Genomic DNA, 23,540 nt, shown 5'->3' on the forward strand with positions numbered 1-23,540 from the left:
CCACACCACCACCCTTTCACCCACCATGTCCCAAATCATCTACCTCACCAACATCCAAATTGCCTATGGCGCTTTGCAACAACTCAAAGCCGAATGCGACAAAGCCAATATTGATAAGCCCCTGATCGTCACCGATGCCGGTATCAAAGCCGCAGGCTTGCTCGACCTGGCCTTGGAGGTCTTGGGGTCCGACACGGTGGTGTTTGACCAAACCCCGTCCAACCCGACCGAGGCGGCGGTGCGCGCCGCCGCAGCGCTTTATCAACAAAACGCTTGTGATGGCTTGGTGGCCTTTGGCGGCGGATCGGCCATCGACTGCGCCAAAGGCGTGGCCATTGCCGCCACCCACCCCGGGCCCTTGAAAGATTACGCCACCATCGAAGGCGGCTCGCCGCGCATCAGCGAACGCGTCGCCCCCTTGATCGCGGTGCCGACCACGGCTGGCACCGGCAGTGAAGTGGCCCGCGGCGCGATCGTGATCGTGGACGATGGCCGCAAACTCGGCTTTCACAGTTGGCACCTGATGCCCAAGGCGGCCTTGCTCGACCCCACCCTGACCTTGGGCCTGCCCCCGGGCTTGACCGCCGCCACTGGCATGGACGCCATCGCCCATTGCATGGAAACCTTCATGGCCGCTCCTTTCAACCCGCCCGCCGATGGCATTGCGCTAGACGGCTTGACGCGCGGATGGGCCCACATTGAGCGCGCCACCCAAAACGGCCAAGACCGGGATGCACGTCTGAACATGATGAGCGCCTCGATGCAAGGGGCCATGGCCTTCCAAAAAGGCCTGGGGTGTGTGCACAGCCTGAGCCACAGCCTCGGGGGCGTGAACCCGCGCTTGCACCACGGCACCTTGAACGCCATGTTTTTACCGGCGGTGGTGCGCTTCAATGCGGCGGCCCCTTCGGTGCAGCAAGAGCGCCGCATGGAGCGCATGGCCTATGCCATGGGCTTGGGCGCCATCACCGGTGCAGCGCCAGCCGCCGAGGCCGTGGCCCAAGCCATCAGCGCCATGAACGCGCGTTTGGGCCTGCCCACAGGCTTGGCCGCCATGGGCGTGGAGCGGGCTTGGTTTGACAAAATCATCGAAGGGGCGATGGCCGACCATTGCCACAAAACCAACCCCCGCTTGGCCAGTGCCCAAGACTACCGCGAGATGCTCGAAGCCGCGATGTGATTCAGGCGAGGGCTTGCACCCGAGCCGGATCGGGTGATTCGCACCAGCGGGCAAACTCTTCGGCCAATTGCTCACTGGCGCTCACCGCTTGGGTCCACACCTTCACCCGCCCTGGCAAGTCTGTGGCATAGGTGGTGAAGTCGCTGCGGTCGGGCAGCTTGCCATTGGGCAAGGTTTTGACCCATTCGGGGTTGGGGGCCAACACGATGGTGTGATCTAAAAAAGGCGTGGCCTTGTGCCGCCATTTGAGAGATTTGTCCAACCAGCCGGGCACCACCGCTGATTGAAAGTGCGGGTACAGCACCAAGCCTTGGTAGGCCAAGTGCAAGTGGTAGTCGGTGATGCCGCCGTCCCAATAAGCACCGGTGGGTGCACCCGGAATGTCGTGCACGGCTTGCAGCACAAACGGGATGGAGCAGCTGGCTTGCACTGCGGGCAAGAAGTTGTGTTCGGTCAAGGAGACCTGTTGGGTGGGATAGTCGTCAATCGCAAACGGCAGCCCGCCCCGGCTGGAAAACACCACCCGTTCCAACCAGGCCCCCATGGCCTTGCGGTGCCAAGCATTGCTCAGAAAGGCCCCGGCATAACCCAAGGGCGTGCCCAAGGGGTGCTCGCGGTGCAAGATGTGTTTGCCCCGCGAGGTCACCACATGCAGCCGAAAACGTGGGTGATTCAGCACCTCGCCCATGCGCGTGCCGTAAAAGGATTGCAAACTTTGCCCAAAGGCATTGCTCACCTGTTGGGCACTGGGGCGCTTTTGTCCGGGTGGCGCTGCATAGTGCTGGTGGATGTAATCGTGTTCCAGCCGCTCAAAGGCTTGCACAGGCTGGTTCAAACAGGCGGTGGCCATGCGCCAGGCCCCAATCGACGCCCCCACCAAATCTATGGCTTGATGACTTTGGGGCAACCACTGGCCCCACAAAAACCGATCGATGGGCCCCAAGATCAAACCCTTGGGGCCGCCCGCCGCACCCGGGATGACGGCGATGTGCGAAGGCGCCAAGCCCTGCGCTTTGATGTGGGCCAGCGCGCGGGGGCCAGCAAAAATATCCAGGGCTTTCAAAACGCAGCTGGCGGGTTTATTTCTTCAAACCTTGCAACTTGGCAAAGGCCGAAGCCATGGCCGAGCCAGCGGGTGCCGGCGCTGGTGGCTTGTACCCGCCACCCGTGCGTGGGCGCTGGTCGCGGCCCGTGTGCTCAAAGCGATTCTCATGCGGGCCGTCTTTGCGCGCGGGGGCTGCGTCGAGCTTCATGCTCAAGCTGATGCGCTTGCGCGCCACGTCCACTTCCAACACCTTGACTTTGATGATGTCGCCGGTTTTGACCACTTCGCGCGCATCGGTGATGAACTTGTGGCTCAACTGGCTGACGTGGATCAAACCGTCTTGGTGCACACCCAGGTCGACAAAGGCCCCAAATGCGGCCACGTTGCTGACGGTGCCCTCGAGCACCATGCCCACTTTCAAGTCTTTGAGGTCTTCCACGCCCTCTTGGAGTTGGGCCACCTTGAAATCGGGTCGGGGGTCGCGGCCGGGTTTTTCCAGCTCGACCAAAATGTCTTTGACGGTGATGACGCCCACGGTGTCATTGGCGAACAGCTCGGGCTTCAGGGTTTTGAGCATGTCGGCGCGGCCCATCAATTCGGCGATGGGTTTGCCCGTTTGGGCCATGATGCGCTCCACCACTGGGTAGGTTTCGGGGTGTACCGATGTCATATCCAGCGGGTTGTCACCCCCTCGGATGCGCAAAAAACCCGCGCTTTGCTCGAAGGTTTTGGCGCCCAAACCACTCACTTTGAGCAATTGCTGGCGATTGGCAAAGGCCCCATTGGCTTCGCGCCAACGCACCACCGATTTGGCCGTGGTGGGGCTCAAACCAGACACCCGGGTGAGCAGCGGCACACTGGCGGTGTTGAGGTCCACGCCAACGGCGTTGACGCAGTCCTCGACCACGCTGTCCAAGCTGCGCGCCAGTTCGGTTTGGTTCACGTCGTGTTGGTACTGGCCCACGCCAATGGACTTGGGATCGATCTTGACCAGTTCGGCCAGCGGGTCTTGCACACGCCGGGCAATGCTGGCCGCGCCGCGCAGGCTGACATCCACATCGGGCATTTCGGCGCTGGCGTATTCGCTGGCGCTGTAAACAGAGGCACCGGCTTCACTGACCACCACCTTGGCCATGGGCTTGGACGCGTCGTGTTTGGCCATGAGTTTGATGAGTTCGCCAGCCAGTTTGTCGGTTTCGCGGCTGGCCGTGCCGTTGCCAATGGCGATGAGGTTGACGCCGTGTTTTTCACACAGCTTGGCCAAAGCATAGAGCGACCCATCCCAATCTTTGCGCGGCTCATGGGGGTAAACGGTGGCGGTTTCCACCAGCTTGCCGGTGGCGTCGACCACCGCCACTTTGACGCCGGTGCGAATGCCCGGGTCCAGACCCATCACCACCCGCGGCCCAGCCGGTGCGGCCAGCAACAAATCACGCAGGTTGTCGGCAAACACCTTGATCGCCACCTTTTCCGATTGCTCGCGCAAGCGGGTGAACAAGTCGCGTTCGATGGACATGCTGAGCTTGACGCGCCAGGTCCAGGCCACACACTTGCGCAGCAAGTCGTCAGCTGCCCGCCCCGAATGGCTCCAGCCGAGCAACCCGGCCAGTTTGCCTTCGGCCAAGCTCGGTTGACCAGGATCCGGTTCAAGCGGTTGCAACAACTTGGCATCGAGGATTTCCAGGCCCCGGCCCCGAAACACCGCCAATGCGCGGTGCGAGGGCACGCGGTTGATGGGCTCGTCGTATTCGAAATAGTCGCGGAACTTGGCCACATCGGGGTTTTGCTCGTCTTTGCCCGCCGCCAATTGGCTGCGCAGCAAGCCCTCGTCCCACAACCATTCGCGCATGGATTGCACCAGTGCGGGGTTTTCCGCCCAGCGTTCGCTGAGCAAGTCGCGCACCCCATCGAGCACCGCTGCCACGCTGGAAAAGTCGGTGCCCTCAGGCGTGCCTGCGGGTCGCACATGGGCTTGGGCTTGAACCGCCGGGTCCAGTTGTGGATCGGCCCACAAAGCATCCGCCAAAGGCTCGATGCCGGCCTCGCGGGCCATTTGGCCTTTGGTGCGGCGCTTGAGTTTGTAGGGCAGGTACAGGTCTTCGAGCGCTTGCTTGGTGAGGGCCATTTCGATGGCCGCATCCAATGCGGGGGTGAGTTTGCCTTGCTCGGCAATGGCTTTGCGGATCACGTCGCGCCGTTGTGCCAACTCGCGCAGGTAGTCCAGGCGCTGGGCCAGTTCGCGCAACTGGATGTCGTCCAAACCACCGGTGACCTCTTTGCGGTAGCGGGCGATGAAGGGCACCGTGGCGCCTTCATCGAGCAGTGCCACCGCCGCGCTGATTTGCTCTGGCCGGGCCTGAATGTCGGCGGCCAATTGGTTCAAAATTTGTTTCATCGTCCCTGTCACGCGCGCAAAGCGGCGAAGTGTGCCACACCGCTGGGGGCTCGGCTTCAGCCTTGCAAGGCTTGCCGCAGTTGGGTGCCAATGTCTGGGCGTTCGGCAAACGGATCGGGTGGGTTGTCGCCGTTCAGGATGGCGTCCACCCGCAAACGCACATTGCCCAAGGCCTTGGGGTGGCTGTATATATAGAAGCGGTCTGCGGCCACTGCATCAAACACCATTTGCGCCACGTCTTCGGCACTGACCTTGCCGCTGCCCACCGCTTTTTCACTCATGGCTTGGCCAATGCGTTGGCTGGGGGTCATGTCTTCTGGGGGCAAATGGGCGGGGCGATTGCGCTGACTCAGGCTGATGCCGGTGGGCACAAAATAAGGGCACAGCACGCTGGCGCTGATTTGGCTGGTGACCAATTGCAAGTCTTGGTACAAGGTTTCGGTCAGGGCCACTACCGCGTGTTTGCTGACGTTGTAAATGCCCATGTTGGGCGGGGTGAGCAAACCGGCCATGCTCGCGGTGTTGACCAGGTGACCGCGCCAACTCGGGTCGGCCTTGGCGGCTTGCAGCATCATGGGGGTGAACAAACGCACGCCATGCACCACCCCTTTGAGGTTGACGCCCAGCACCCAATCCCAATCGGCCTCGGTGTTCTCCCACACCAATCCACCGGCGGCCACACCAGCGTTGTTGAACACCAAATGCGGCGCACCCCATTGGGCCCCCACATCGTTGACCAGGGCCTGCATTTGCCCGCCATCGGCCACATCCACGCGGCGTGCCATCACCGGGGTGCCAATGGTCTGCAGTTCAGCGCAAACGGCGTCGAGGGCGTCTTTTTGCACGTCCACCAAGGCCAGTTTCATCCCCAGTTTCGCGCCCAGGCGGGCCAAGGCCAAGCCAAAACCAGAACCAGCGCCGGTGATGACCGCGGTTTTTCCCGGAAAGTCTTTGATCATGTGCTGGCCCGTTTCAACACAAAGCCAATGCGGGGAAAGTGCACATGCACCGTGCCCGCCCGTGGGTCGGTGCGGCGAATGGTGTAGCGGGTGCGGGTGGCGGCCACCAACTGCCCCGCACTGGGTTCGGTGCCAAAAGATTCGGCCTGGATCACCACGTCGCTGCCCAATGGGATGCCGTGTTCGTCTTGGAAATGTTGGCCCGGGTCCAGCGCGGCGGGCTTGGCCGAACGGGCCACAGCGATGGCGTCCGATGCGGTCATGGCCGTGTGGTCGCCGTGGCCGATGGCCAGCATGCGCGCCACCCAATCTTGCACATGGGGGGTGGACTTCAAAATGTCGGCGGCCACAGGCACCTGTTGGGTGGTGAACCACAGGGGATGGACCGCTGAAAAATCGGCCAAGCAGGCTTGCGCACCGAACAAAAAGGGCTGGCCTTCGAGCATTTGCGACAGGCGGCGCAAATGGCTTTTGTACATGGCGGCGGCATCAGGGGCAGGCATGCGGGGCGCCCCACCCCGCATGGCGGTGCGATCAGCCACGAAGGCCTGGACATGTGTGGGGTCCTGGTTGGCGAAAAAACTTTTGGCGGCTTCTGGGTTGAAGTTGTAGGCCATGGCCACCGGAAACAGCAGGCTGTCAGCCCATTGGGCGACGATGCGCACCACGCCTTTTTGCGCCGGCGGGTACAGGCTGGGGTTGGGGGCGAGTTGCTCGAGCACATCGCCAATCAAAGCCGTGTCGCAATAAATGTCCGAGCCAATTTGCAAAAAAGGGGTACGCCGGTGCCCACCGGTCAATGCCACCACGTCGGGCTTGGGCATCATGTTGGGGATGAACACGCTGTGCCAGGGCAGTTTCTTGAAGCCCAAAATCAACCGGATTTTTTCGGCAAAGGGTGACAGCGGGTAATGGTGCAGGATCAATTCAGGCATGTGGCGGGGCTTTCAGCGTGGATCGAATGGCGGGGGGCGATGGGTGCAAAGCGCATCGCCACGGGGGTTAAACCAGCTTGACCAATTGTTTGCCAAAGTTTTGACCTTTGAGCAAACCCAAAAACGCCTGGGGTGCGCTGTCCAAACCCATGGAAACGGTTTCACGTGGCCTGAACTGACCGCTGCCCACCAATGCACCCAACTCCTGGAGGGCGATGGGCCAATCGGCGGGATGCTCACTGACGATGAAGCCTTGCACCTTGAGTCGACTCACCAAAATGAGTGAGGGGTTGACCATGGGGATGGGGTTGCCATCGTAGCCAGCGATCATGCCGCACACCGCGATGCGGCCAAAGGCGTTCATGCGCAGCATGACGGCGTCAAGCACCTTGCCGCCGGCATTTTCAAAATGGCCATCGATGCCATTGGGGCATGCCGCCTTCAAGGCCTTGGACAGTGAGATGTAGTCGGAGTGTTGTTTGTAATCGATGCAGGCATCAAAACCGAGTTCTTGGGTGACATAGTTGCATTTATCCGCACCACCGGCGATGCCCACCACGCGGCAGCCCCGGGCTTTGGCCAATGCGCCAAAGGCACTGCCCACCGCGCCGCTGGCCGCGCTGACGGTCACCGTTTGCCCGGCTTGGGGCTCGATGATGCGCACCAAACCGTGCCAGGCGGTGACCCCCGGCATGCCCACGGCGCCCAGGTAATGGCTGAAGGGCACATGGGTGGTTTCCACCTTGCGCAGCAAGCCAGGCTCGTTCGCGTCGACCACGCTGAAGTCTTGCCAGCCGCCCATACCCACCACGCGGTCGCCGGGGGCAAACTTGGCGTGGCGGCTGTCCACCACTTCGCCGACGGTGCCGCCAATCATCACGCTGTGGAGGGCTTGGGGGGCTGCGTAACTTTTGCCATCGTTCATGCGGCCACGCATATACGGGTCCAGGCTGAGGTAATGGTGGCGCACCAGCACCTGGCCTTCGAGCAGGCTGGGGATGGGGGCGCTGACCAATGCAAAGTTGTCGGTGCTGGCCTCGCCGCTGGGGCGTTGAACCAATTGCCATTGGTGGTTGATGGTCATGGGAGTCTCCTGTGGTCAGTCGGTGGCGATGGGCGTGTGGCTCTCGTCGGGGGGCTTGCGCGCCACATAGCGAAAGGTGCCAGTGGCGTGGGCACAGCGCTCGCGCGATGTGTCAAAAATGGTGGCTTCCACAAAGGCCAGCCGTTGGGTGCGGTGCAAAAGTCGGCCCTGTGCCCACAAGTCCCCGCGCACGGCTTGCATGAAGCTGGTTTTCATTTCAATGGTGAGCACGCCTTTGTCGGGGTCCACGCTGCGGGCCGCGCTGGCCATGGCCACGTCCAGCACGGTCATCAAGGTGCCGCCGTGGATCACCGCAAAAGAGTTGTCGTGTTCGGCCTTGTAAGGCAAAAACAAATCGGATTCCCCATTTTCAAAGCGCTGCAACTGCAGGCCCAACATGGCCACAAACGGAATGTGGACGCCAAATCCCCCGTCCGAGGGCTTGATGGATGAAGCCATGCCTTCAACCGCCGGTGATGATGCTCACACCACCATCGACCGCCATCCACTGGCCGGTGATGTGTTTGCCCGCATCGGAGGCCAGCAAAACGCACAGCCCTTTGAGGTCTTCGTCATCGCCCAAGCGGTTCAGGGGGGCGTGCGCCGCCAAGCTGTCACCCATTTTGGCCAGGGTGGCGGCCGTCAGTTTGCTCGGGAAAAACCCGGGGCAAATGGCGTTCACGCGGATGTTGTGGGCGCCCCATTCGGCGGCCAAGGCGCGGGTGAAATTGATCACCGCGCCTTTGGAGGTGTTGTAAGCGATCATGTTCATGCCCTTGGGGTTGCCGCCCAGGCCGGCAATGGAGGCGATGTTGATGATGCTGCCTTGGCGGCGGCCAATCATGTCGTGTTTGCCGATGTATTGGCTGAGCAAAAAATAGCCCCGCACGTTGAGGTTCATCACCTTGTCCCAGGCTTCCAAGGGGTGGTCCTCGGCAGGTGCGCCCCAACTGGCACCGGCGTTGTTGACCAAAATGTCCACATGGCCCATTTGCTTCAAGGCCTCGGCGCCCAAGCGGTGGATGTCGTCTTCCTTGGCGCAATCGGCCGCCAGGGCGATGGCGTTCAAACCGGCGGCTTTGAGTTCTGCCACGGCCTCGTCCAAATCGGCTTGTTTGCGCGAAGTCAACATCAAGCGCGCACCAGCCTCGCCCAAGGCATGGGCCAATTGCAAACCCAATCCCCGTGAACCCCCAGTCACCAAGGCGGTTTTGCCATGCAAATCAAAAAGTTGGGTGACGGTGCGTGTCATGTGGGGTTCTCCGAAGAAATGTCATGCTGGCGTACCCAGCGGTGTGCCATTGTGCCGTGGCCTAAAACGCCGTTTCGGGCATGTCGGCACAGGTGGTGTCGCGTTGGCGCACCACTTCAAGCCATGCGCCGATTTTGGGCAATTCGTAGTGAAAGAAAAACTGGCAGGCCTGTCGGCGACCGAGGTTGGCATCGCCCTCGCCTTGCGACGCCAAAGCCACTTGCAACCAGGTCCACGCCAGCACGGTGTGGCCAAAGGCTTGCATATAGGGCACGGCATTGGCCAGTGCCACCGCAGGTTCGCCACCTGCCCAAGCGGCTTGGGTGGCTTGCACCACTTGGCTCCAAGCTTGTTGCAAGGCGTGGGCGTGGGTTTGCAGGGGGGTCGCTTCGCTTCGCTCGCGATGGCTGTCGGATGCCTCGGCATGACCACTGGGTGGTTCCCAATGGCTACCGTCTAGGGCTTGCTGAATGGTGGCTTGGATGTGCTGTCCCAGCAGTTTCAAGCCGCGGCCGTCTTCGAGCAGCACTTTGCGACCCAACAAATCCATGGCTTGGATGCCGTGGGTGCCTTCGTGGATCATGTTCAGGCGCTGGTCGCGCCAATATTGCTCGACGGGAAAGTCCCGCGTGTAACCATAGCCCCCATGGATTTGTATGGCCAAGCTGTTGCCCTCCAAACACCATTCGCTGGGCCAGCTTTTCACAATCGGCGTCAACACTTCCAACAACCATTGGGCGTCACTGCGTTGCGCTTCGTCACCAGTGTGCAACTCGTCCACCAAACGGGCGCAGTACAGGCCCAGCGCCAAAGCGCCTTCGCCATAGGCTTTTTGCGCCAGCAACATGCGCTTGATGTCGGCGTGTTCAATCAGCCGCACCGGTGGCTGCGCGGGGTCTTTGCCCGCTGGCCCGACAGGCCGGCCTTGGGTGCGGGTTTGCGCGTAATCAAGTGAGGCGTAGTAGCCTGCCAAGCCCAACATGGTGGCGGCCAAGCCCACACCGATGCGGGCCTCGTTCATCATGTGGAACATGCATTGCAAGCCCTTGCCGGCTTCGCCCACCAAATAACCAATCGCACCGGCCGAACCCCGCACAGGGTATTTGCCTTCGCCAAAATTCAGCAAGGTGTTGACCGTGCCGCGCCAACCCAGTTTGTGGTTCAGCCCGGCCAGCGCCACATCGTTGCGTTCACCGGTCAACTGCCCTTGGGTGCCCACCAATTTTTTGGGCACGATGAAGAGCGAAATGCCTTTGGTGCCAGCAATGGTTTTGCCATCCGGGCCCGGAATTTTGGCCAATACCAAATGGATGATGTTTTCGGTCAACTCGTGGTCACCGGTGGAAATCCACATCTTGTTGCCTTTGAGGCGATAGCGTGGCCCCAAGGGGTCGTGGGCGTGGTCGTCGCCGTCAGGCGTGGCGCGGGTAGCGACGTCTGACAAAGACGATCCTGCTTGCGGTTCGCTCAAGCACATGGTGCCGGCAAAACGGCCATTGAATTCGTTGAGGGCAAACAACTGTTTTTGCAGAGCCGTGCCATGTTTCATCAGCAAATTGGCATTGCCCACCGTCAGCATGGTGACCCCAATGCTGACCGAGGCGCAAGCAAAAAACGCATTGGCCGCTGCTTCCACGGTGTAAGGCAGTTGCATGCCACCGATGTCATGGTCTTGCGCGGCGCTCAACATGCCGCTTTGCACATAGGCGTCTAGCGCCGCTTGGGTACAAGGGGGGAGGATGACTTTTTCGCCATCGAAGGCAGGCTCTTGGGTGTCCACCTGCCGGTTGAAGGGTGCGTATTTCTCGCGGGCGATGCGCTCGCAGGTGTCCAAAACCGCATCAAAGGTTTCGCGCGAATGGTCGGCAAATCGATCGCGTTGCGTCAAGCCTGGTGTGGCCAGCCAGTCATACAGGAGAAAATCAATGGTGTCTCTGAGGGCCATGGCTTGACTTTAAAAGATCAAACCCGCCGCAAAGGACGGGTTGGGTCGGTTCTGTCCAGTGTGTGACTTAAAGCACTTCAAAGATACCTGCCGCACCCATGCCGCCGCCAATGCACATGGTCACGCAGACCCGCTTGGCACCGCGGCGCTTGCCTTCGATCAGGGCGTGGCCGGTCAGGCGTTGGCCGCTGACACCGTAGGGGTGACCCACCGCAATCGCGCCGCCATTCACGTTCAGCAATTCAGGGGGAATGCCCAGCTTGTCACGGCAGTACAGCACTTGCACCGCAAAGGCTTCGTTGAGTTCCCACAAATCGATGTCTTGGATGCTCAGGCCCAAACGCTTCAAGACCTTGGGGATGGCGTAAACCGGGCCAATGCCCATTTCATCGGGCTCGCAACCGGCCACGGCAAAGCCCAAGAAGCGGCCCAAGGGTTTGAGGTTGTGCTGGGTGGCATAGGCTTCGCTGGTCACCACGCAAGCGCCTGCACCGTCCGAGAACTGGCTGGCATTGCCGGCAGCGATCACGCCACCAGGCATGGCGGGTTTGATGCCGGCAATGCCTTCAGCGGTCGTGCCTTCGCGCAAGCCCTCGTCGGCGCTGACAGTGACTTGCTTGGTCATCATGCCCATGACTTTGTCAACCACACCCGCTTGCACGGTGATGGCGGCGATCTCGTCATTGAACTTGCCAGCTGCTTGGGCCGCACAGGCTTTTTGCTGGCTGGCCGCGCCGTACTCGTCCATGACGTCACGGCCGATGTTGTAGCGCTTGGCCACTTGCTCGGCGGTTTGCAGCATGTTCCAGTAAATCTCGGGCTTCTTTTTGTTGAGCGCGGGGTCCATCAGCATGTGTTGGTTCATCTCTTGTTGCACACAAGAAATGCTTTCCACGCCACCAGCCACATACACATCGCCTTCACCGGCGATGACACGCTGAGACGCCAGTGCAATGGTTTGCAAACCCGACGAGCAAAAACGGTTGACGGTCAGACCGCTCACGGTGATGGGGCAATCGGCCATCAAAGCGATTTGACGGGCGATGTTGGCGCCGGTGGCACCCTCGGGGTTGGCACAACCCATGATGACGTCTTCGACGTGGGCGGCGTCAATGCCGGCACGGGCGATGGCGTGTTTGACCGCGTGGCCGCCCAAGGTGGCGCCATGGGTCATGTTGAAAGCCCCGCGCCAGCTTTTGGCCAAGGGTGTGCGAGCGGTGGAGACGATGACAGCGTTGGTCATGATGGGTTCCTTAATTGAATGTTTTGCCTTCAGCCACCAAGCGAGCGAGCAAGGGGGCGGGTTGCCAGAATTTGGCGTCATCGTGGGGGTTTTGCGCAAAGCGGTGCATGGTTTGCACCACATTGAACAGCCCAAACTGGTCGGCGTAATTCATGGGGCCGCCACGGTAGATGGGGAAGCCGTAGCCGGTGATGTAGACCATGTCGATGTCGCTGGCACGGGCGGCAATGCCCTCTTCCAAAATGAAGGCGGCTTCGTTGACCAGCGAGAACACCAAGCGCTGCACGATTTCATCGTCGCTGATTTTGCGAGCGCTGATGCCAAGCGATGTGCGGTGCTTGGCGATCATGTCCTCCACCTCTTTGTTGGGGATGGCGTCGCGTTTGCCGGGCAGGTAGTCGTACCAGCCCTTGCCCACTTTTTGGCCAAAACGGCCCAGTTCACACAACAGGTCGGCGGTTTTGCTGTATTTCAGGTCGGGTTTTTCCACATAACGGCGCTTGCGAATCGCCCAGCCAATGTCGTTGCCAGCCAAGTCGCCCATGCGGAAGGGGCCCATGGCGAACCCAAATTTCTCCACCGCTTTGTCGACTTGTTGGGGCGTGCAACCTTCTTCGATCAGGAAACCGGCTTGGCGGCTGTACTGCTCAATCATGCGGTTGCCGATGAAGCCATCGCACACGCCAGACACCACCGCGGTTTTCTTGATCTTTTTGGCCACACCCATGACCGTGGCCATCACGTCTTTGCCGGTGGCCGCGCCGCGCACCACTTCCAAGAGCTTCATCACATTGGCGGGGCTGAAAAAATGCAAGCCCACCACGTCGTGTGGGCGCTTTGTGAAGGCGGCAATGGCATTGACGTCCAAGGTCGAGGTGTTGGACGCCAAAATCGCGCCGGGTTTCATCACCTCGTCGAGTTTTTTGAAGACCTTTTCTTTGACGCCCATTTCTTCAAATACCGCTTCGATCACCAAGTCTGCATCACGGATGTCGTCATAGCTCAGGGTGGTGCTGAGCATGCCCATGCGTTGTTGGAACTTGTCTTCTTTGAGCTTGCCCTTTTTCACCTGGGCTTGGTAGTTTTTCTCGATGATGGCAAGGCCTTTGTCCAAAGCTTCTTGCTTCATTTCCAAAATCTTGACCGGAATTCCGGCATTGAGGAAATTCATGCTGATGCCGCCACCCATGGTGCCCGCACCAATGACGGCCACGCTTTTGATTTCACGCACAGGTGTATCGGCGGACACATCGGCGATTTTGGTGGTGGCACGTTGCGCCACAAACAAATGGCGCAAAGCGCGGCACTCGGGGGTGAACATCAGGTTGGTGAAGATTTCACGCTCGGCGCGCATGCCTTCGTCAAACTTCATTTTGGTGGCGTTTTGCACCGCTTCAATGCACTTCAGGGGCGCGGGGTACTTGCCCTTGGTCATGCCGTTGACCATGTTGGTGCTGAACTTGAAGAAGGCATCGGCATTCGGGTGTTTGCAGGGCAGATCGCGCACCCGCGGCAGCGCCATGCCTGGCACGTGGTGTTGCAGCACTTCGTGGGCAAAGTCAGCGGCCTCTTGGGCCAACGTCTGTGCCGAACTGGCCATCTGGTCAAACAGCTTTTGACCCGGCAGCATGGCCAGCATCTCGCTTTTAATGGCCTCGCCGCTGACGATCATGTTCAGAGCCGCTTCCACCCCCAAGACTCGGGGCAAGCGCTGGGTGCCGCCCGCGCCCGGGATGAGGCCGAGCTTGACCTCTGGCAAGGCCACATCACACCCAGGGGCGGCGATGCGGTAATGGCATCCCAGGGCCAACTCCAAGCCGCCGCCCATGGCCACGGTATGGACAGCGGCGATCACGGGTTTGCTGGCGTTTTCCAGGGCCAAAATCACGTTCAACAAATTGGGCTCTTGAACGGCTTTGGGCGACCCAAATTCTTTGATGTCGGCCCCGCCCGAAAAGGCTTTGCCAGCACCGGTCAAGATGATGGCCTTGACGTTGTCGTCGGCCAAGGCTTTTTCAAGGCCCGCCACGATGGCTTGCCGGGTGCTCAAGCCCAGCCCGTTGATGGGTGGGTTGTTCATGGTGATCACTGCCAAGTCGCCTTGGACGGTGTAGTCAGCGCTCATGCGATTTTCCTTAGGTGATGGCCTGTGGGCCTGTGAGGTCGAAAGTGTTGGGAGGATACCAAAAAAGAACGATCGTTCTTTTTTGGGGGATTGTGTGCCGCCTCACAGCTCCAACCATTCGTGGCGGATCTCGGGATGTTGATCAAAAGCTTGTGGGCTGCCATTGAACACCACTTCGCCATGGCCCATGACCAGAATGCGGTCAGAAATGGCCAAGGCAAAGCTTAACTTTTGATCGATCAACACCATGGACATGCGTTCAGTTTTCAGGGTGAGCAAAAACGCCGCCACTTGTTCCACCACCTGGGGGGCCAAGCCTTCGGTGGGTTCGTCGATCAACATCAGGGCGGGTTCTCCCATCAAGGTGCGGCACAAGGTGAGCATTTGTTGCTCGCCGCCCGACAACACCCCGGCTGGCACGTGTTGGCGCTCGCGCAGACGTGGAAACAAGGCATACATGTCGTCAAAATCCCAACGGGTGCGGGTAGCGGAGCCCTTTTGACCCAGCATCAGGTTTTGATGCACCGTCAGGCGTGGAAACACATCCTTGTTTTCTGGCACATAACCCACACCCAGGCGGGCGATTTCGTGCGGAGGCTTGCCCAACAAGGATTGACCGCGCCAGCGCACAGTCCCTTTGGCCTGAACCAAGCCCATGATGGCTTTGGCCGTGGTGCTGCGACCCGAACCATTGCGCCCCAGCAAGGACACCACCTCGCCCTCGCCCACGGTGAAGTTCACCCCGTGCAAGACATGGCTTTTGCCGTAGTAAGCGTGCAGGTTCTCGACTTCAAGCATGCTGGCCTTGCCCTGGGGCCATGGCCCCCAAGTAAGCCGCTTGCACCTGTGGGTTTTCGCGCACTTGGCTAGGGGTGCCCCATGCCATCACCTGGCCATGGACCAAGACGGCAATTTTGTCGGCGAGTTCAAACACCACACCCATGTCGTGTTCCACCATCAACATGGTCTTGCCCTGGGTGACTTGGGCGATCAGGTCAATGAAGTGGCGGGTTTCACTGCGGCTCATGCCCGCGGTCGGTTCGTCCAACAGCAAGACCGCAGAATCGCCGCCCAAGGTGATGCCCAGCTCCAAAGCCCGTTGCTCTGCATAGCTCAGGTTCATGGCCAGGTCGTGGCGTCTGTGCCACAGCCCTATCTGATCGAGCAAGGTCTCGGTTCTGGCGTTGGCGTCTTTCAATCCGGACAAAAACTTCCAGCAGCTGTAGCCGTGTCCCAAAGCGCAGAGCACACTGCAGCGCAGGTTTTCATACACCGACATGCCTGCAAACAAGTTGGTGATTTGAAAACTGCGCGACAAACCCATGCGGTGGATGGCATGGGGCGGCAAGCCGTCGATGCGCTGGCCCCGCAGTTCGATGTGGCCTTGGTCTGGCTTGAATTTGCCACTGATCAAATGGAACAAAGTGGATTTGCCCGCGCCGTTGGGCCCAATGATGGCCACCCGCTCGCCGGGACTCACGTTCAAGTCCACGCCTTGAATCACCTCGGTGTTGCCAAAGCGCTTGTGCACGCCGCGCAGCGCCAGCGCCGGCGTCATGGGTTTGCCCCGTTGGGCACCCATGCCATCTGACCCCAGGCCCGATCCCAATGGCGTTTGCAAAACATCCAGCCGACCAAACCCGCGGTCAAGGCCAAGGCCGCCAAAACCCAGGGCAAGGGCTGATCGGTGGCCCAAGGCTGGCCCAGCCAGCGCAAGGGTTGACCCACCGAGGAATGCCATTGGCGGTGATAAAACAGTTCAATGGCGCTGGCGGCGCCCAGCGCCGCCACACCCGCGCTCATCAGACACCCCAGGTACCAAGGCCACAAACGAGCCGCACCCGTCCGTGTGACCCAACTCAGGTGCCAAACCCCCAAGCTGGCCAAGCCACCAGGCGCATACATCACCATCGCCATGAACAACAAGCCCAAGTAGAGCAGTCCTGCGGTGGTCCACTCCGAGAGCAGCACCCCAGAGAGCACCATCCCCACCGCCCCCAACAGGGGACCGACAAAATAACCCGATCCGCCCAAAATGGTGAACAACAGGTAGGCGCCCGAACGGGCAGTGCCCACCACATCGGCGGTGACCATTTCAAAGTGCAGCACCGCCATGCCCCCGGACACGCCGGCAAAAAATCCGGAGATGATGAAGGCCAAGTAACGCACCCGCTGGGGTTGATAACCAATGAAAGACAGGCGCTCGGCGTTGTCGCGCGCGGCGTTGAGCAAGCGACCCAGCGGTGTTTGGGTGAAGGCATACATCAAAGCCACACTCACCCAGGTGTAGGCGCCGATCAGGTAGTAGACCTGGATGGGTGACTTGAAATCGATGCCCCACAGGGCAGCCCCTTGGACCCGGTTGCCCGACAAACCTGCTTCACCGCCAAAAAAATCTGAAAACATCAGCGACATGGCAAACACCAACTCGCCCAGCCCCAAGGTGATCATGGCCAAGGTGGTTCCCGATTTGCGGGTGGACACATAACCCAAGACCACAGCAAAGCCCATGCCGCAAACGCCACCGACCAAAGGAATCAGGCTGACTGGAACGCCCCATCCACCACTGCCCAAGCCTTGCAGCACATGCATGGCCATGTATGCCCCCAAGCCTGTGTAAACAGCATGACCAAAGCTGAGCATGCCCCCTTGGCCCCACAGCATGTTGTAGGACAGACAAGCGACCATGGCAATGGCGATTTGTGTCAACACCGATTGTTCAAATGGGGCATTGAAAATCCACGGTGCCAGGCCCATTGCAACGGCCCCCACACCCAGCCAAAACCAAGGCCTGGGCAGAGCCTGTGGGCTGGCGATGCTTGGTGTCGATGGGGTCATGCTTCAACCCTCACGGGTACCCATCCAGCCTTGGGGGCGGAGCATCAATATCAGCACCAAAAACAAATACGGCAAGATGGGTGCGGCTTGTGACAAGGTCAATGCCATCCAAGGTGAATGGCTCGCATCGGCTAGCGCGGGCCAACCCAGGGCGACCCACAGGTCCCACACAGAGATGTCAATGGACACGGCCAGGGTTTGGACCGTGCCAATGAGCACAGAGGCCCAAAAAGCACCGGCCAAGGAACCCAGGCCGCCAATCACAATCACCACAAAAGTCAGTGAACCCACGGTGGCCGCCATGGCAGGTTCGGTGACGAAGGTGCTGCCCCCAATCACCCCGGCCAAAGCGGCCAAGCCTGTCCCCACGCCAAACACCCACATGAACACCTGGGGCACGTTGTGGCCCAGGGTTTGCACGGCTTGCGGGTGGGTCAAGGCCGCTTGGATCACCAGACCAATCCGGGTGCGGGTGATCAGCGCCCACAGGCCCAGCACCATGGCCAAGGCCACTGCCATGATGAAGGCGCGGGTGGCGGGGAACGGCGAGCACAGCGCAGCCCCTTGGCAGGAGGCCTCGGCCGCAGCCCCCCAAACCCACTGCAAGTCAGTGACATGGCCGCCGCCCACCAGGGTGAAGGCCGGCCCTTGCAGCCAATCGGGGGGCGCAAAGGGAACGGCTGCGCGGCCCCACAACAACTGCACGACTTCCACCAGCACACAGGCCAAACCAAAGGTGATGAGCAATTCCGGCACATGGCCGTGGGCATGGGCGCGGCGCAAAAACCATTTCTCAAAGACCGCGCCCAACAAACCCACAGCCAAGGGCGCAAGGACCAATGCGGGGACAAAGCCCCATGTGGCGTTCAAGCTGTAACCCACGTAGGCGCCCAACATGTAAAAGCTGGCATGGGCAAAGTTGAGCACGCCCATCATGCTGAAAATCAGCGTCAGGCCCGCGCTGAGCATGAACAACAGCAATCCATAGCTCACCCCATTGAGCAGGGAAATGAGAAAAAACTCCATGGTTGCAAGAAACACCCTGTGCGCGCCGATACCAGCGACAGGGTGAAGGGCTTCTCCGTTCGGTCAGGTGGCGGTCATGGTGCGGTTGCTGGGTGTGTTGTCAGGAGCCTGTGACGCAAGCATCAAGCCGGCAGTCGGTAATCCTGGAGTTGCTCGCGCAAACGGGTTTTGAGCATTTTCCCAGTGGCCCCCAGCGGAATGGCGGTCACAAAAACCACGTCATCGGGGATTTGCCATTTGGCGGTTTTGCCCTGGTAAAAAGCCAATAAAGTGGCGGCATCCAAGCTGCTGTCGGGTTTTTTCACCACCACCACAATCGGGCGCTCATCCCATTTGGGGTGGGCCACGCCAATGCAAGCGGCCATTTGAACGTCGGGGTGGGCCATGGCGATGTTCTCAATGTCGATCGAGCTGATCCATTCACCGCCGGATTTGATGACGTCTTTGCTGCGGTCGGTGATTTGCATGAAGCCGTCGGGGTCGATGGAGGCCACGTCGCCGGTGGGGAACCAGCCGTCGATCAAGGGGCTGGGGCCTTCTTGGCGGTAATACTCGCGCAAAACCCAGGGGCCTTTGACCAACAAGTCGCCTGTGGCGACGCCATCCCAGGGCAAATCTTGGCCCTCGGGGCCAATGATCTTCATGTCGATGCCGTAAATGCAGCGCCCTTGTTTGAGGCGAATTTGCATCTGCTCCTCGGGCGGCAGACCCAAGTGCTTGTTCTTCAAGGTGCACAGCGTGCCCAAGGGGCTCATTTCGGTCATGCCCCAAGCATGCAACACCTCGACCCCATAGTTGTTCTTGAAGGCATGGATCATGGCCGGCGGGCAGGCCGAGCCCCCAATCACGGTGCGCTGCAGGGTGCTGAAGCGCAAGCCTTTGGGCCCCATGTGGCTGAGCATCATTTGCCACACCGTGGGCACGCCTGCGGCAAAGGTGACACCCTCGGCTTCAATCAGGCCATAGACCGATGCGCCGTCCAAGGCCGGCCCAGGAAACACCAATTTGGCACCCACCATGGCGGCGCTGTAGGGAATGCCCCAGGCGTTGACGTGGAACATGGGCACCACCGGCAAGATGCTGTCGCGCGCGGACATGCACATCACATCGGGCAAAGCCGCGGCATAGGCATGAAGAATGGTGGAGCGGTGGCTGTACACGGCCGCTTTGGGGTTGCCCGTGGTGCCGCTGGTGTAGCACATGCTGGAGGCTGAGTTTTCATCGAACACCGGCCAAACATATTGCTGGCTTTGCGCTTGCAGCCATGACTCGTAGCTGCGCAAGCCCGGAATGCTGGTTTGGGCCGGCAAATGGGCGTCATCACACAGGGCGATCCAATGCTTGACCGTGGTGCATTGGGCATGGATTTTTTCGATGATGGGCAAAAAGGTCATGTCAAAGCATATGACCTGGTCTTGGGCGTGGTTGGCGATCCAAGCAATTTGATCCGGGTGCAAGCGCGGATTGACGGTGTGCAGCACCCGGCCCGTGCCACTGACCCCAAAATACAACTCGAGGTGGCGATAACCATTCCAGGCCAGGGTGGCCACACGGTCGCCAAAGGCCAGGCCCAAACCATCCAAAGCATTGGCCACTTGGCGCGCGCGCTGGGCGATGCCGGCCCAATGGGTGCGGTGCACATCGCCTTCCACCCGCTTGGACACCACCTCGACATCGCCATGGTGCTTTTCGGCGAAATCAATCAAGGATGAAATCGCCAACCCTTGACCTTGCATCAATCCCAACATGGTTTGTCCCTTGGATGTGTACTGGAAAGGGGCTTATTTTGCATGGAAAATCTGGCCGATTTGGTGCTCAGTCGGGCGTGGGAGCTGGGTCCACCAGCCAGGCGATGCCCTGAGCGACACAGGTTTTTTTCAAACACCGACAATCCAGCCCATGCAATCCACTTCCAGCGCCGTGGCCAACAGACCCGACCAGGCCTCACCGCATTTGCCCTGGTCCAGCGGTATGCACGCTTTGGGACCGACTTTTTTCACCCCGACCGCGCCCACGCCCATGGGTGCCGCCCATTGGGTGTCGCAAAACCGAGGCTTGGCTCAAGAGCTGGGCCTGCCCGATTCGTTTTGGGACGACCCCTTGAGCTTGCAGGCCTTGAGCGGTAACGCGGTGTGGCCCGGTTCAGTGCCCGTGGCCAGCGTTTACAGCGGCCACCAATTTGGGGTTTGGGCGGGCCAACTCGGCGATGGCCGAGCTTTGTCTTTGGGCGAAATCGACTCGCCCCTGGGGCGTCAAGATTGGCAACTCAAAGGCGCTGGGCCCACGCCCTATTCACGGCGCGGGGACGGGCGTGCGGTGCTGCGCTCAAGCATCCGCGAATACCTGTGCAGCGAGGCCATGCATGGCCTGGGCATCCCCACCACGCGGGCTTTGGCCTTGACCGCCTCTGGCCTGCCGGTGTGGCGGGAAAGCCAAGAAACCGCTGCCGTGGTCACTCGGGTGGCACCATGTTTCATCCGCTTTGGGCATTTCGAGCACTTTGCATCTTTGGGCGACTGGGATTCGGTGAAGCGTTTGTTGACCCAACTCCTAGACCAACACTTCCCTGACATAGCCCAGCAACAATTGCCTATTGAACAGGCCTGCTTGCAATGGCTGCAAACCGTGACCGAGCGCACCGCGCAGATGGTGGCTCAATGGCAAGGGGTGGGGTTTTGTCATGGTGTGATGAACACCGACAACATGAGCGTCTTGGGCTTGACCCTGGACTATGGGCCGTTTCAGTTTTTGGACGCCTACGACCCCGACCACATTTGCAACCATTCAGACCACCAAGGCCGTTATGCCTTTCAGCGCCAACCCCAGGTCGCTTTTTGGAACCTCTACTGCTTGGGCCAAGCCGTGGCCCCCCTGGTGGGCGAGACCGAGCCGGTGCTCGAAGCCTTGAACACCTATAAAACCGCCCTGCCCCAAGCTTTGCTCTCACAGTGGCGGAAAAAGCTGGGGCTGAGCACCACCGCCACCGAAGACGCTGAGCTGGCCCAGGCGGCGCTGGATTTGCTCAGCACAGGTGCGGTGGACTTCAGTATTTTTTGGCGCCGCTTGAGCCATGCGGTACTCAGCAGCCACGGGCAGTCCAGCGATGCCGCCGCATGGGCACCGGTGCGCGATTTGTTTTTGGACACCGCTGCATGGGCCGATTGGCAACAGCGCTACACCGCCCGGCTGGGGGCGCAAGATCGGGCCCTGACCGGTGCGGCCATGCTGCGCGCCAACCCGAAATATGTACTGCGCAATCACTTGGGCGAAACGGCGATCCGGATGGCCCAGGCTGGTGATTACAGGGAAGTGGATAATTTGCTCGCGTTGTTGCGCCACCCCTTTGATGAACACCCCGACTCGGAACACCGGGCCGGATTTCCGCCCGATTGGGCCTCCACGATTGCCATCAGCTGCTCTTCATGAAAATCCAAAAAACCGACGCCGAGTGGAAACAACACTTGGCCGATAAAGGGGCTGAACCCCTGGCCTTTGCCGTTACCCGCCAAGCAGCGACCGAGCGACCCTTCACAGGAAAGTATGAGTCGCACTGGGATGCTGGGCGCTACCAATGCATTTGCTGCGGCCAAAAACTGTTTGATCACCAAACCAAATTTGATGCCGGCTGTGGCTGGCCCAGCTTTTACCAAGCGGCCGATGAAAACGCCATTGCCGAACACGCCGACCGCAGTTTGGGCGTGTTGCGCACAGAGACCTTGTGCGCCCAATGCGGCGCCCACCTGGGGCATGTCTTTCCGGATGGGCCGCAACCCACAGGGTTGCGTTACTGCATGAATTCGGCGGCCTTGGAATTTGTACCCAGCGGACAGGACAAGAAATGAAGCTCCTGCTGGATTTTTTCCCTATTTTGTTGTTTTTCGGCGCGTTCAAAATTTGGGGCATTTTTGTCGCCACGACGGTGGCCATCGTGGCCACTTTGATCCAATTGGCTTGGATGCGTTACAGCACCGGCCGCACCGAGCCCATGCAGTGGCTGAGCCTGGGGGTGATTGTGGTGTTTGGTGGCGCGACCTTGATCGCCCAAGACGAGACATTCATCAAATGGAAACCCTCGGTGCTGTATTGGGCCATGGGCGGGGCTTTGCTGGTGGGGCAGGTGTTTTTCCGCCGCAACTGGTTGCAAAGTTTGATGAAAAGCCAAATGGCCTTGCCCGACCATGCGTGGCGCGTGATGCTGTGGAGCTGGTGCGGGTTTTTCGCTGTGATGGGCGTGCTCAATTTGTGGGTCGCCTATCACTTTGATACCGACACCTGGGTCAATTTCAAGTTGTTTGGCGGCATGGGCTTGATGCTGGTTTTTGTGTTGGCCCAAGCGATGTACCTGGGGCGCTTCATGGACAACGGCGAAGTCACCGCAGAAAAACCGGAATCCAAGCCATGATGGTTCAAGCCGAGTCACTTCATCAGCGCTTGAGTTCGGTGCTGAATCCGTTCAGCCTGGAGGTGATCGACGAAAGTGCCGATCATGCTGGCCATGTGGGCGCCAATGACCTGGGGTTCGGAACCCATTTCAGGGTGCGCATTGGCTGCAGCCAATTCAATGGCTTGAGTCGGGTCAAGCGCCATCGCCTTGTGTATGATGCGCTGCAAGATTTCATCGACCAAGGATTGCACGCCTTGGCCATCGAAATTGTTGATCCTCCCAAGACTTGATCAAATCTTCTTCTCCCACCCTCCCCCCAAATAGAGCCATATTTCATGACACATTCCTCCATCAGGTCATTGCTGACCGCGTGCGCCTTGAGCACCTTGAGTGTTTCCTTGTGGGCACAAAACCTGGCCATCGTCAACGGCAAGGCCGTGCCCAAAGCCCGCGCCGAGGTGCTGGCCGAGCAACTGGCCAAGTCAGGCCGACCGGTCACGCCTGATTTGGAAGCGCAAATCAAAGAAGAAGTCATCAACCGCGAAATCTTCATGCAAGAAGCCGTGCGCCGTGGGTTGGACGCGTCCGACGAATACAAAAACCAATTGGAATTGGCACGCCAGTCGATTTTGATTCGCGAGTTGTTCAACGACCAACAAAACAAAGACAAGGTCACCGACGCCGACATCAAGGCCGAGTACGACAAATTCGTGGCGGCCAATGGCGGCAAAGAGTACCGCGCCCGCCACATCTTGGTGGAAAAGGAAGACCAAGCCAAGGCCATCGTGGCCAGCCTGAAAAAAGGCGCCAAGTTTGAAGACCTGGCCAAAAAGCAATCCAAGGACCCTGGCTCAGGCGCCAACGGTGGTGATCTGGATTGGGCCGCTGGCGGCAACTACGTGAAAGAGTTTTCCGAAGCGATGGTGGCCTTGAAAAAAGGTCAATTGACCGACAAGCCAGTGAAAACCCAGTTTGGCTGGCACGTGATCCGTTTGGACGATGTGCGTGAAGCGCAGTTGCCCAAGTTCGAAGAAGTCAAACCCCAAATTTCTCAGCAAATGCTGCAACAGAAAATGGGTCAATTCCAGCAAGACCTGCGCGCCAAAGCCAAGATCGAGTGATTCAAGGC

21 protein-coding genes are annotated in these 23,540 nt (G+C 59.8%); 6 read left to right on the forward strand and 15 right to left on the reverse strand.

Annotated elements, in window-relative coordinates; translation table 11 throughout:
- Positions 1-25: 25 nt before the first annotated feature.
- Complete coding sequence (gbd, locus tag AC8GFZ_RS03945) at positions 26-1,180, forward strand: 4-hydroxybutyrate dehydrogenase (protein WP_506642546.1); 1,155 nt, start codon at positions 26-28, stop codon at positions 1,178-1,180.
- A gap of 1 nt (position 1,181) precedes the next feature.
- Here the strand turns inward: gbd and AC8GFZ_RS03950 are convergent, their stop codons facing one another.
- From AC8GFZ_RS03950 to AC8GFZ_RS04020, 15 genes are all read right to left on the reverse strand, one after another.
- Positions 1,182-2,243: a phospholipase gene (locus AC8GFZ_RS03950; protein ID WP_506642548.1), complete on the reverse strand. Its 1,062-nt coding sequence runs from the start codon at positions 2,241-2,243 to the stop codon at positions 1,182-1,184.
- A 16-nt stretch (positions 2,244-2,259) separates the two neighbouring features.
- Positions 2,260-4,620 carry a Tex family protein gene (locus tag AC8GFZ_RS03955; RefSeq protein ID WP_506642550.1) on the reverse strand — a complete coding sequence of 787 codons (2,361 nt, stop codon included), beginning with the start codon at positions 4,618-4,620 and terminating at the stop codon, positions 2,260-2,262.
- Between the two features lie 56 nt (positions 4,621-4,676).
- Positions 4,677-5,579, reverse strand: a complete 903-nt coding sequence (locus AC8GFZ_RS03960) for an SDR family oxidoreductase (RefSeq protein WP_506642552.1) — start codon at positions 5,577-5,579, stop codon at positions 4,677-4,679.
- Positions 5,576-6,514 carry a glutathione S-transferase family protein gene (locus AC8GFZ_RS03965; RefSeq protein WP_506642554.1) on the reverse strand — a complete coding sequence of 313 codons (939 nt, stop codon included), beginning with the start codon at positions 6,512-6,514 and terminating at the stop codon, positions 5,576-5,578. Before AC8GFZ_RS03965 ends, AC8GFZ_RS03960 begins: the two co-directional genes overlap by 4 nt.
- 67 nt (positions 6,515-6,581) lie before the next feature.
- The gene (locus tag AC8GFZ_RS03970) at positions 6,582-7,598 is read right to left on the reverse strand and encodes an NADP-dependent oxidoreductase (protein WP_506642556.1); all 1,017 of its coding nucleotides are present in this window, start codon (positions 7,596-7,598) and stop codon (positions 6,582-6,584) included.
- Positions 7,599-7,613: 15 nt separating this feature from the next.
- Positions 7,614-8,057 carry a PaaI family thioesterase gene (locus tag AC8GFZ_RS03975; RefSeq protein WP_506642558.1) on the reverse strand — a complete coding sequence of 148 codons (444 nt, stop codon included), beginning with the start codon at positions 8,055-8,057 and terminating at the stop codon, positions 7,614-7,616.
- Positions 8,058-8,061: 4 nt separating this feature from the next.
- A complete protein-coding gene (locus AC8GFZ_RS03980; protein WP_506642560.1) occupies positions 8,062-8,850 on the reverse strand; it encodes an SDR family oxidoreductase in 789 nt (262 codons plus the stop codon).
- Between the two features lie 61 nt (positions 8,851-8,911).
- The gene (locus tag AC8GFZ_RS03985; RefSeq protein WP_506642562.1) at positions 8,912-10,795 is read right to left on the reverse strand and encodes an acyl-CoA dehydrogenase; all 1,884 of its coding nucleotides are present in this window, start codon (positions 10,793-10,795) and stop codon (positions 8,912-8,914) included.
- A gap of 67 nt (positions 10,796-10,862) precedes the next feature.
- Positions 10,863-12,038 (reverse strand): acetyl-CoA C-acyltransferase, encoded by a 1,176-nt coding sequence (locus tag AC8GFZ_RS03990; RefSeq protein WP_506642564.1) that lies wholly within the window; start codon positions 12,036-12,038, stop codon positions 10,863-10,865.
- 10 nt (positions 12,039-12,048) lie between these two features.
- Positions 12,049-14,163, reverse strand: a complete 2,115-nt coding sequence (locus AC8GFZ_RS03995; protein ID WP_506642566.1) for a 3-hydroxyacyl-CoA dehydrogenase NAD-binding domain-containing protein — start codon at positions 14,161-14,163, stop codon at positions 12,049-12,051.
- Between the two features lie 102 nt (positions 14,164-14,265).
- Positions 14,266-14,961 carry an ABC transporter ATP-binding protein gene (locus tag AC8GFZ_RS04000; protein ID WP_506642568.1) on the reverse strand — a complete coding sequence of 232 codons (696 nt, stop codon included), beginning with the start codon at positions 14,959-14,961 and terminating at the stop codon, positions 14,266-14,268.
- Positions 14,954-15,745, reverse strand: a complete 792-nt coding sequence (locus AC8GFZ_RS04005; RefSeq protein ID WP_506642570.1) for an ABC transporter ATP-binding protein — start codon at positions 15,743-15,745, stop codon at positions 14,954-14,956. The genes AC8GFZ_RS04000 and AC8GFZ_RS04005 overlap by 8 nt, the downstream gene beginning before the upstream one ends.
- On the reverse strand, positions 15,718-17,001 hold the full coding sequence (locus AC8GFZ_RS04010) for a branched-chain amino acid ABC transporter permease (protein ID WP_506642572.1): 1,284 nt from the start codon (positions 16,999-17,001) through the stop codon (positions 15,718-15,720). Before AC8GFZ_RS04010 ends, AC8GFZ_RS04005 begins: the two co-directional genes overlap by 28 nt.
- Positions 17,002-17,004: 3 nt before the next feature.
- On the reverse strand, positions 17,005-18,027 hold the full coding sequence (locus AC8GFZ_RS04015; protein ID WP_506642574.1) for a branched-chain amino acid ABC transporter permease: 1,023 nt from the start codon (positions 18,025-18,027) through the stop codon (positions 17,005-17,007).
- Positions 18,028-18,149: 122 nt separating this feature from the next.
- Positions 18,150-19,775 carry a 3-(methylthio)propionyl-CoA ligase gene (locus AC8GFZ_RS04020; protein WP_506642576.1) on the reverse strand — a complete coding sequence of 542 codons (1,626 nt, stop codon included), beginning with the start codon at positions 19,773-19,775 and terminating at the stop codon, positions 18,150-18,152.
- A 151-nt stretch (positions 19,776-19,926) separates the two neighbouring features.
- Between AC8GFZ_RS04020 and AC8GFZ_RS04025 the strand changes: the two genes are divergently transcribed.
- From AC8GFZ_RS04025 to AC8GFZ_RS04045, 5 genes are read left to right on the forward strand one after another with little or no spacing between them, the layout of a single operon-like run.
- Positions 19,927-21,453, forward strand: a complete 1,527-nt coding sequence (locus tag AC8GFZ_RS04025) for a protein adenylyltransferase SelO (protein ID WP_506642578.1) — start codon at positions 19,927-19,929, stop codon at positions 21,451-21,453.
- Complete coding sequence (msrB, locus tag AC8GFZ_RS04030; RefSeq protein WP_506642580.1) at positions 21,450-21,869, forward strand: peptide-methionine (R)-S-oxide reductase MsrB; 420 nt, start codon at positions 21,450-21,452, stop codon at positions 21,867-21,869. Before AC8GFZ_RS04025 ends, msrB begins: the two co-directional genes overlap by 4 nt.
- Positions 21,866-22,429 carry a septation protein A gene (locus AC8GFZ_RS04035; protein WP_506642582.1) on the forward strand — a complete coding sequence of 188 codons (564 nt, stop codon included), beginning with the start codon at positions 21,866-21,868 and terminating at the stop codon, positions 22,427-22,429. The genes msrB and AC8GFZ_RS04035 overlap by 4 nt, the downstream gene beginning before the upstream one ends.
- A complete protein-coding gene (locus tag AC8GFZ_RS04040; protein ID WP_506642584.1) occupies positions 22,426-22,701 on the forward strand; it encodes a BolA family protein in 276 nt (91 codons plus the stop codon). Before AC8GFZ_RS04035 ends, AC8GFZ_RS04040 begins: the two co-directional genes overlap by 4 nt.
- 45 nt (positions 22,702-22,746) lie before the next feature.
- Positions 22,747-23,532: a peptidylprolyl isomerase gene (locus AC8GFZ_RS04045; RefSeq protein ID WP_506642586.1), complete on the forward strand. Its 786-nt coding sequence runs from the start codon at positions 22,747-22,749 to the stop codon at positions 23,530-23,532.
- Positions 23,533-23,540: the final 8 nt, after the last annotated feature.

Source organism: Limnohabitans rimovensis (SeqCode) (assembly GCF_965234775.1).
Taxonomy (GTDB): domain Bacteria; phylum Pseudomonadota; class Gammaproteobacteria; order Burkholderiales; family Burkholderiaceae_C; genus Limnohabitans; species Limnohabitans rimovensis.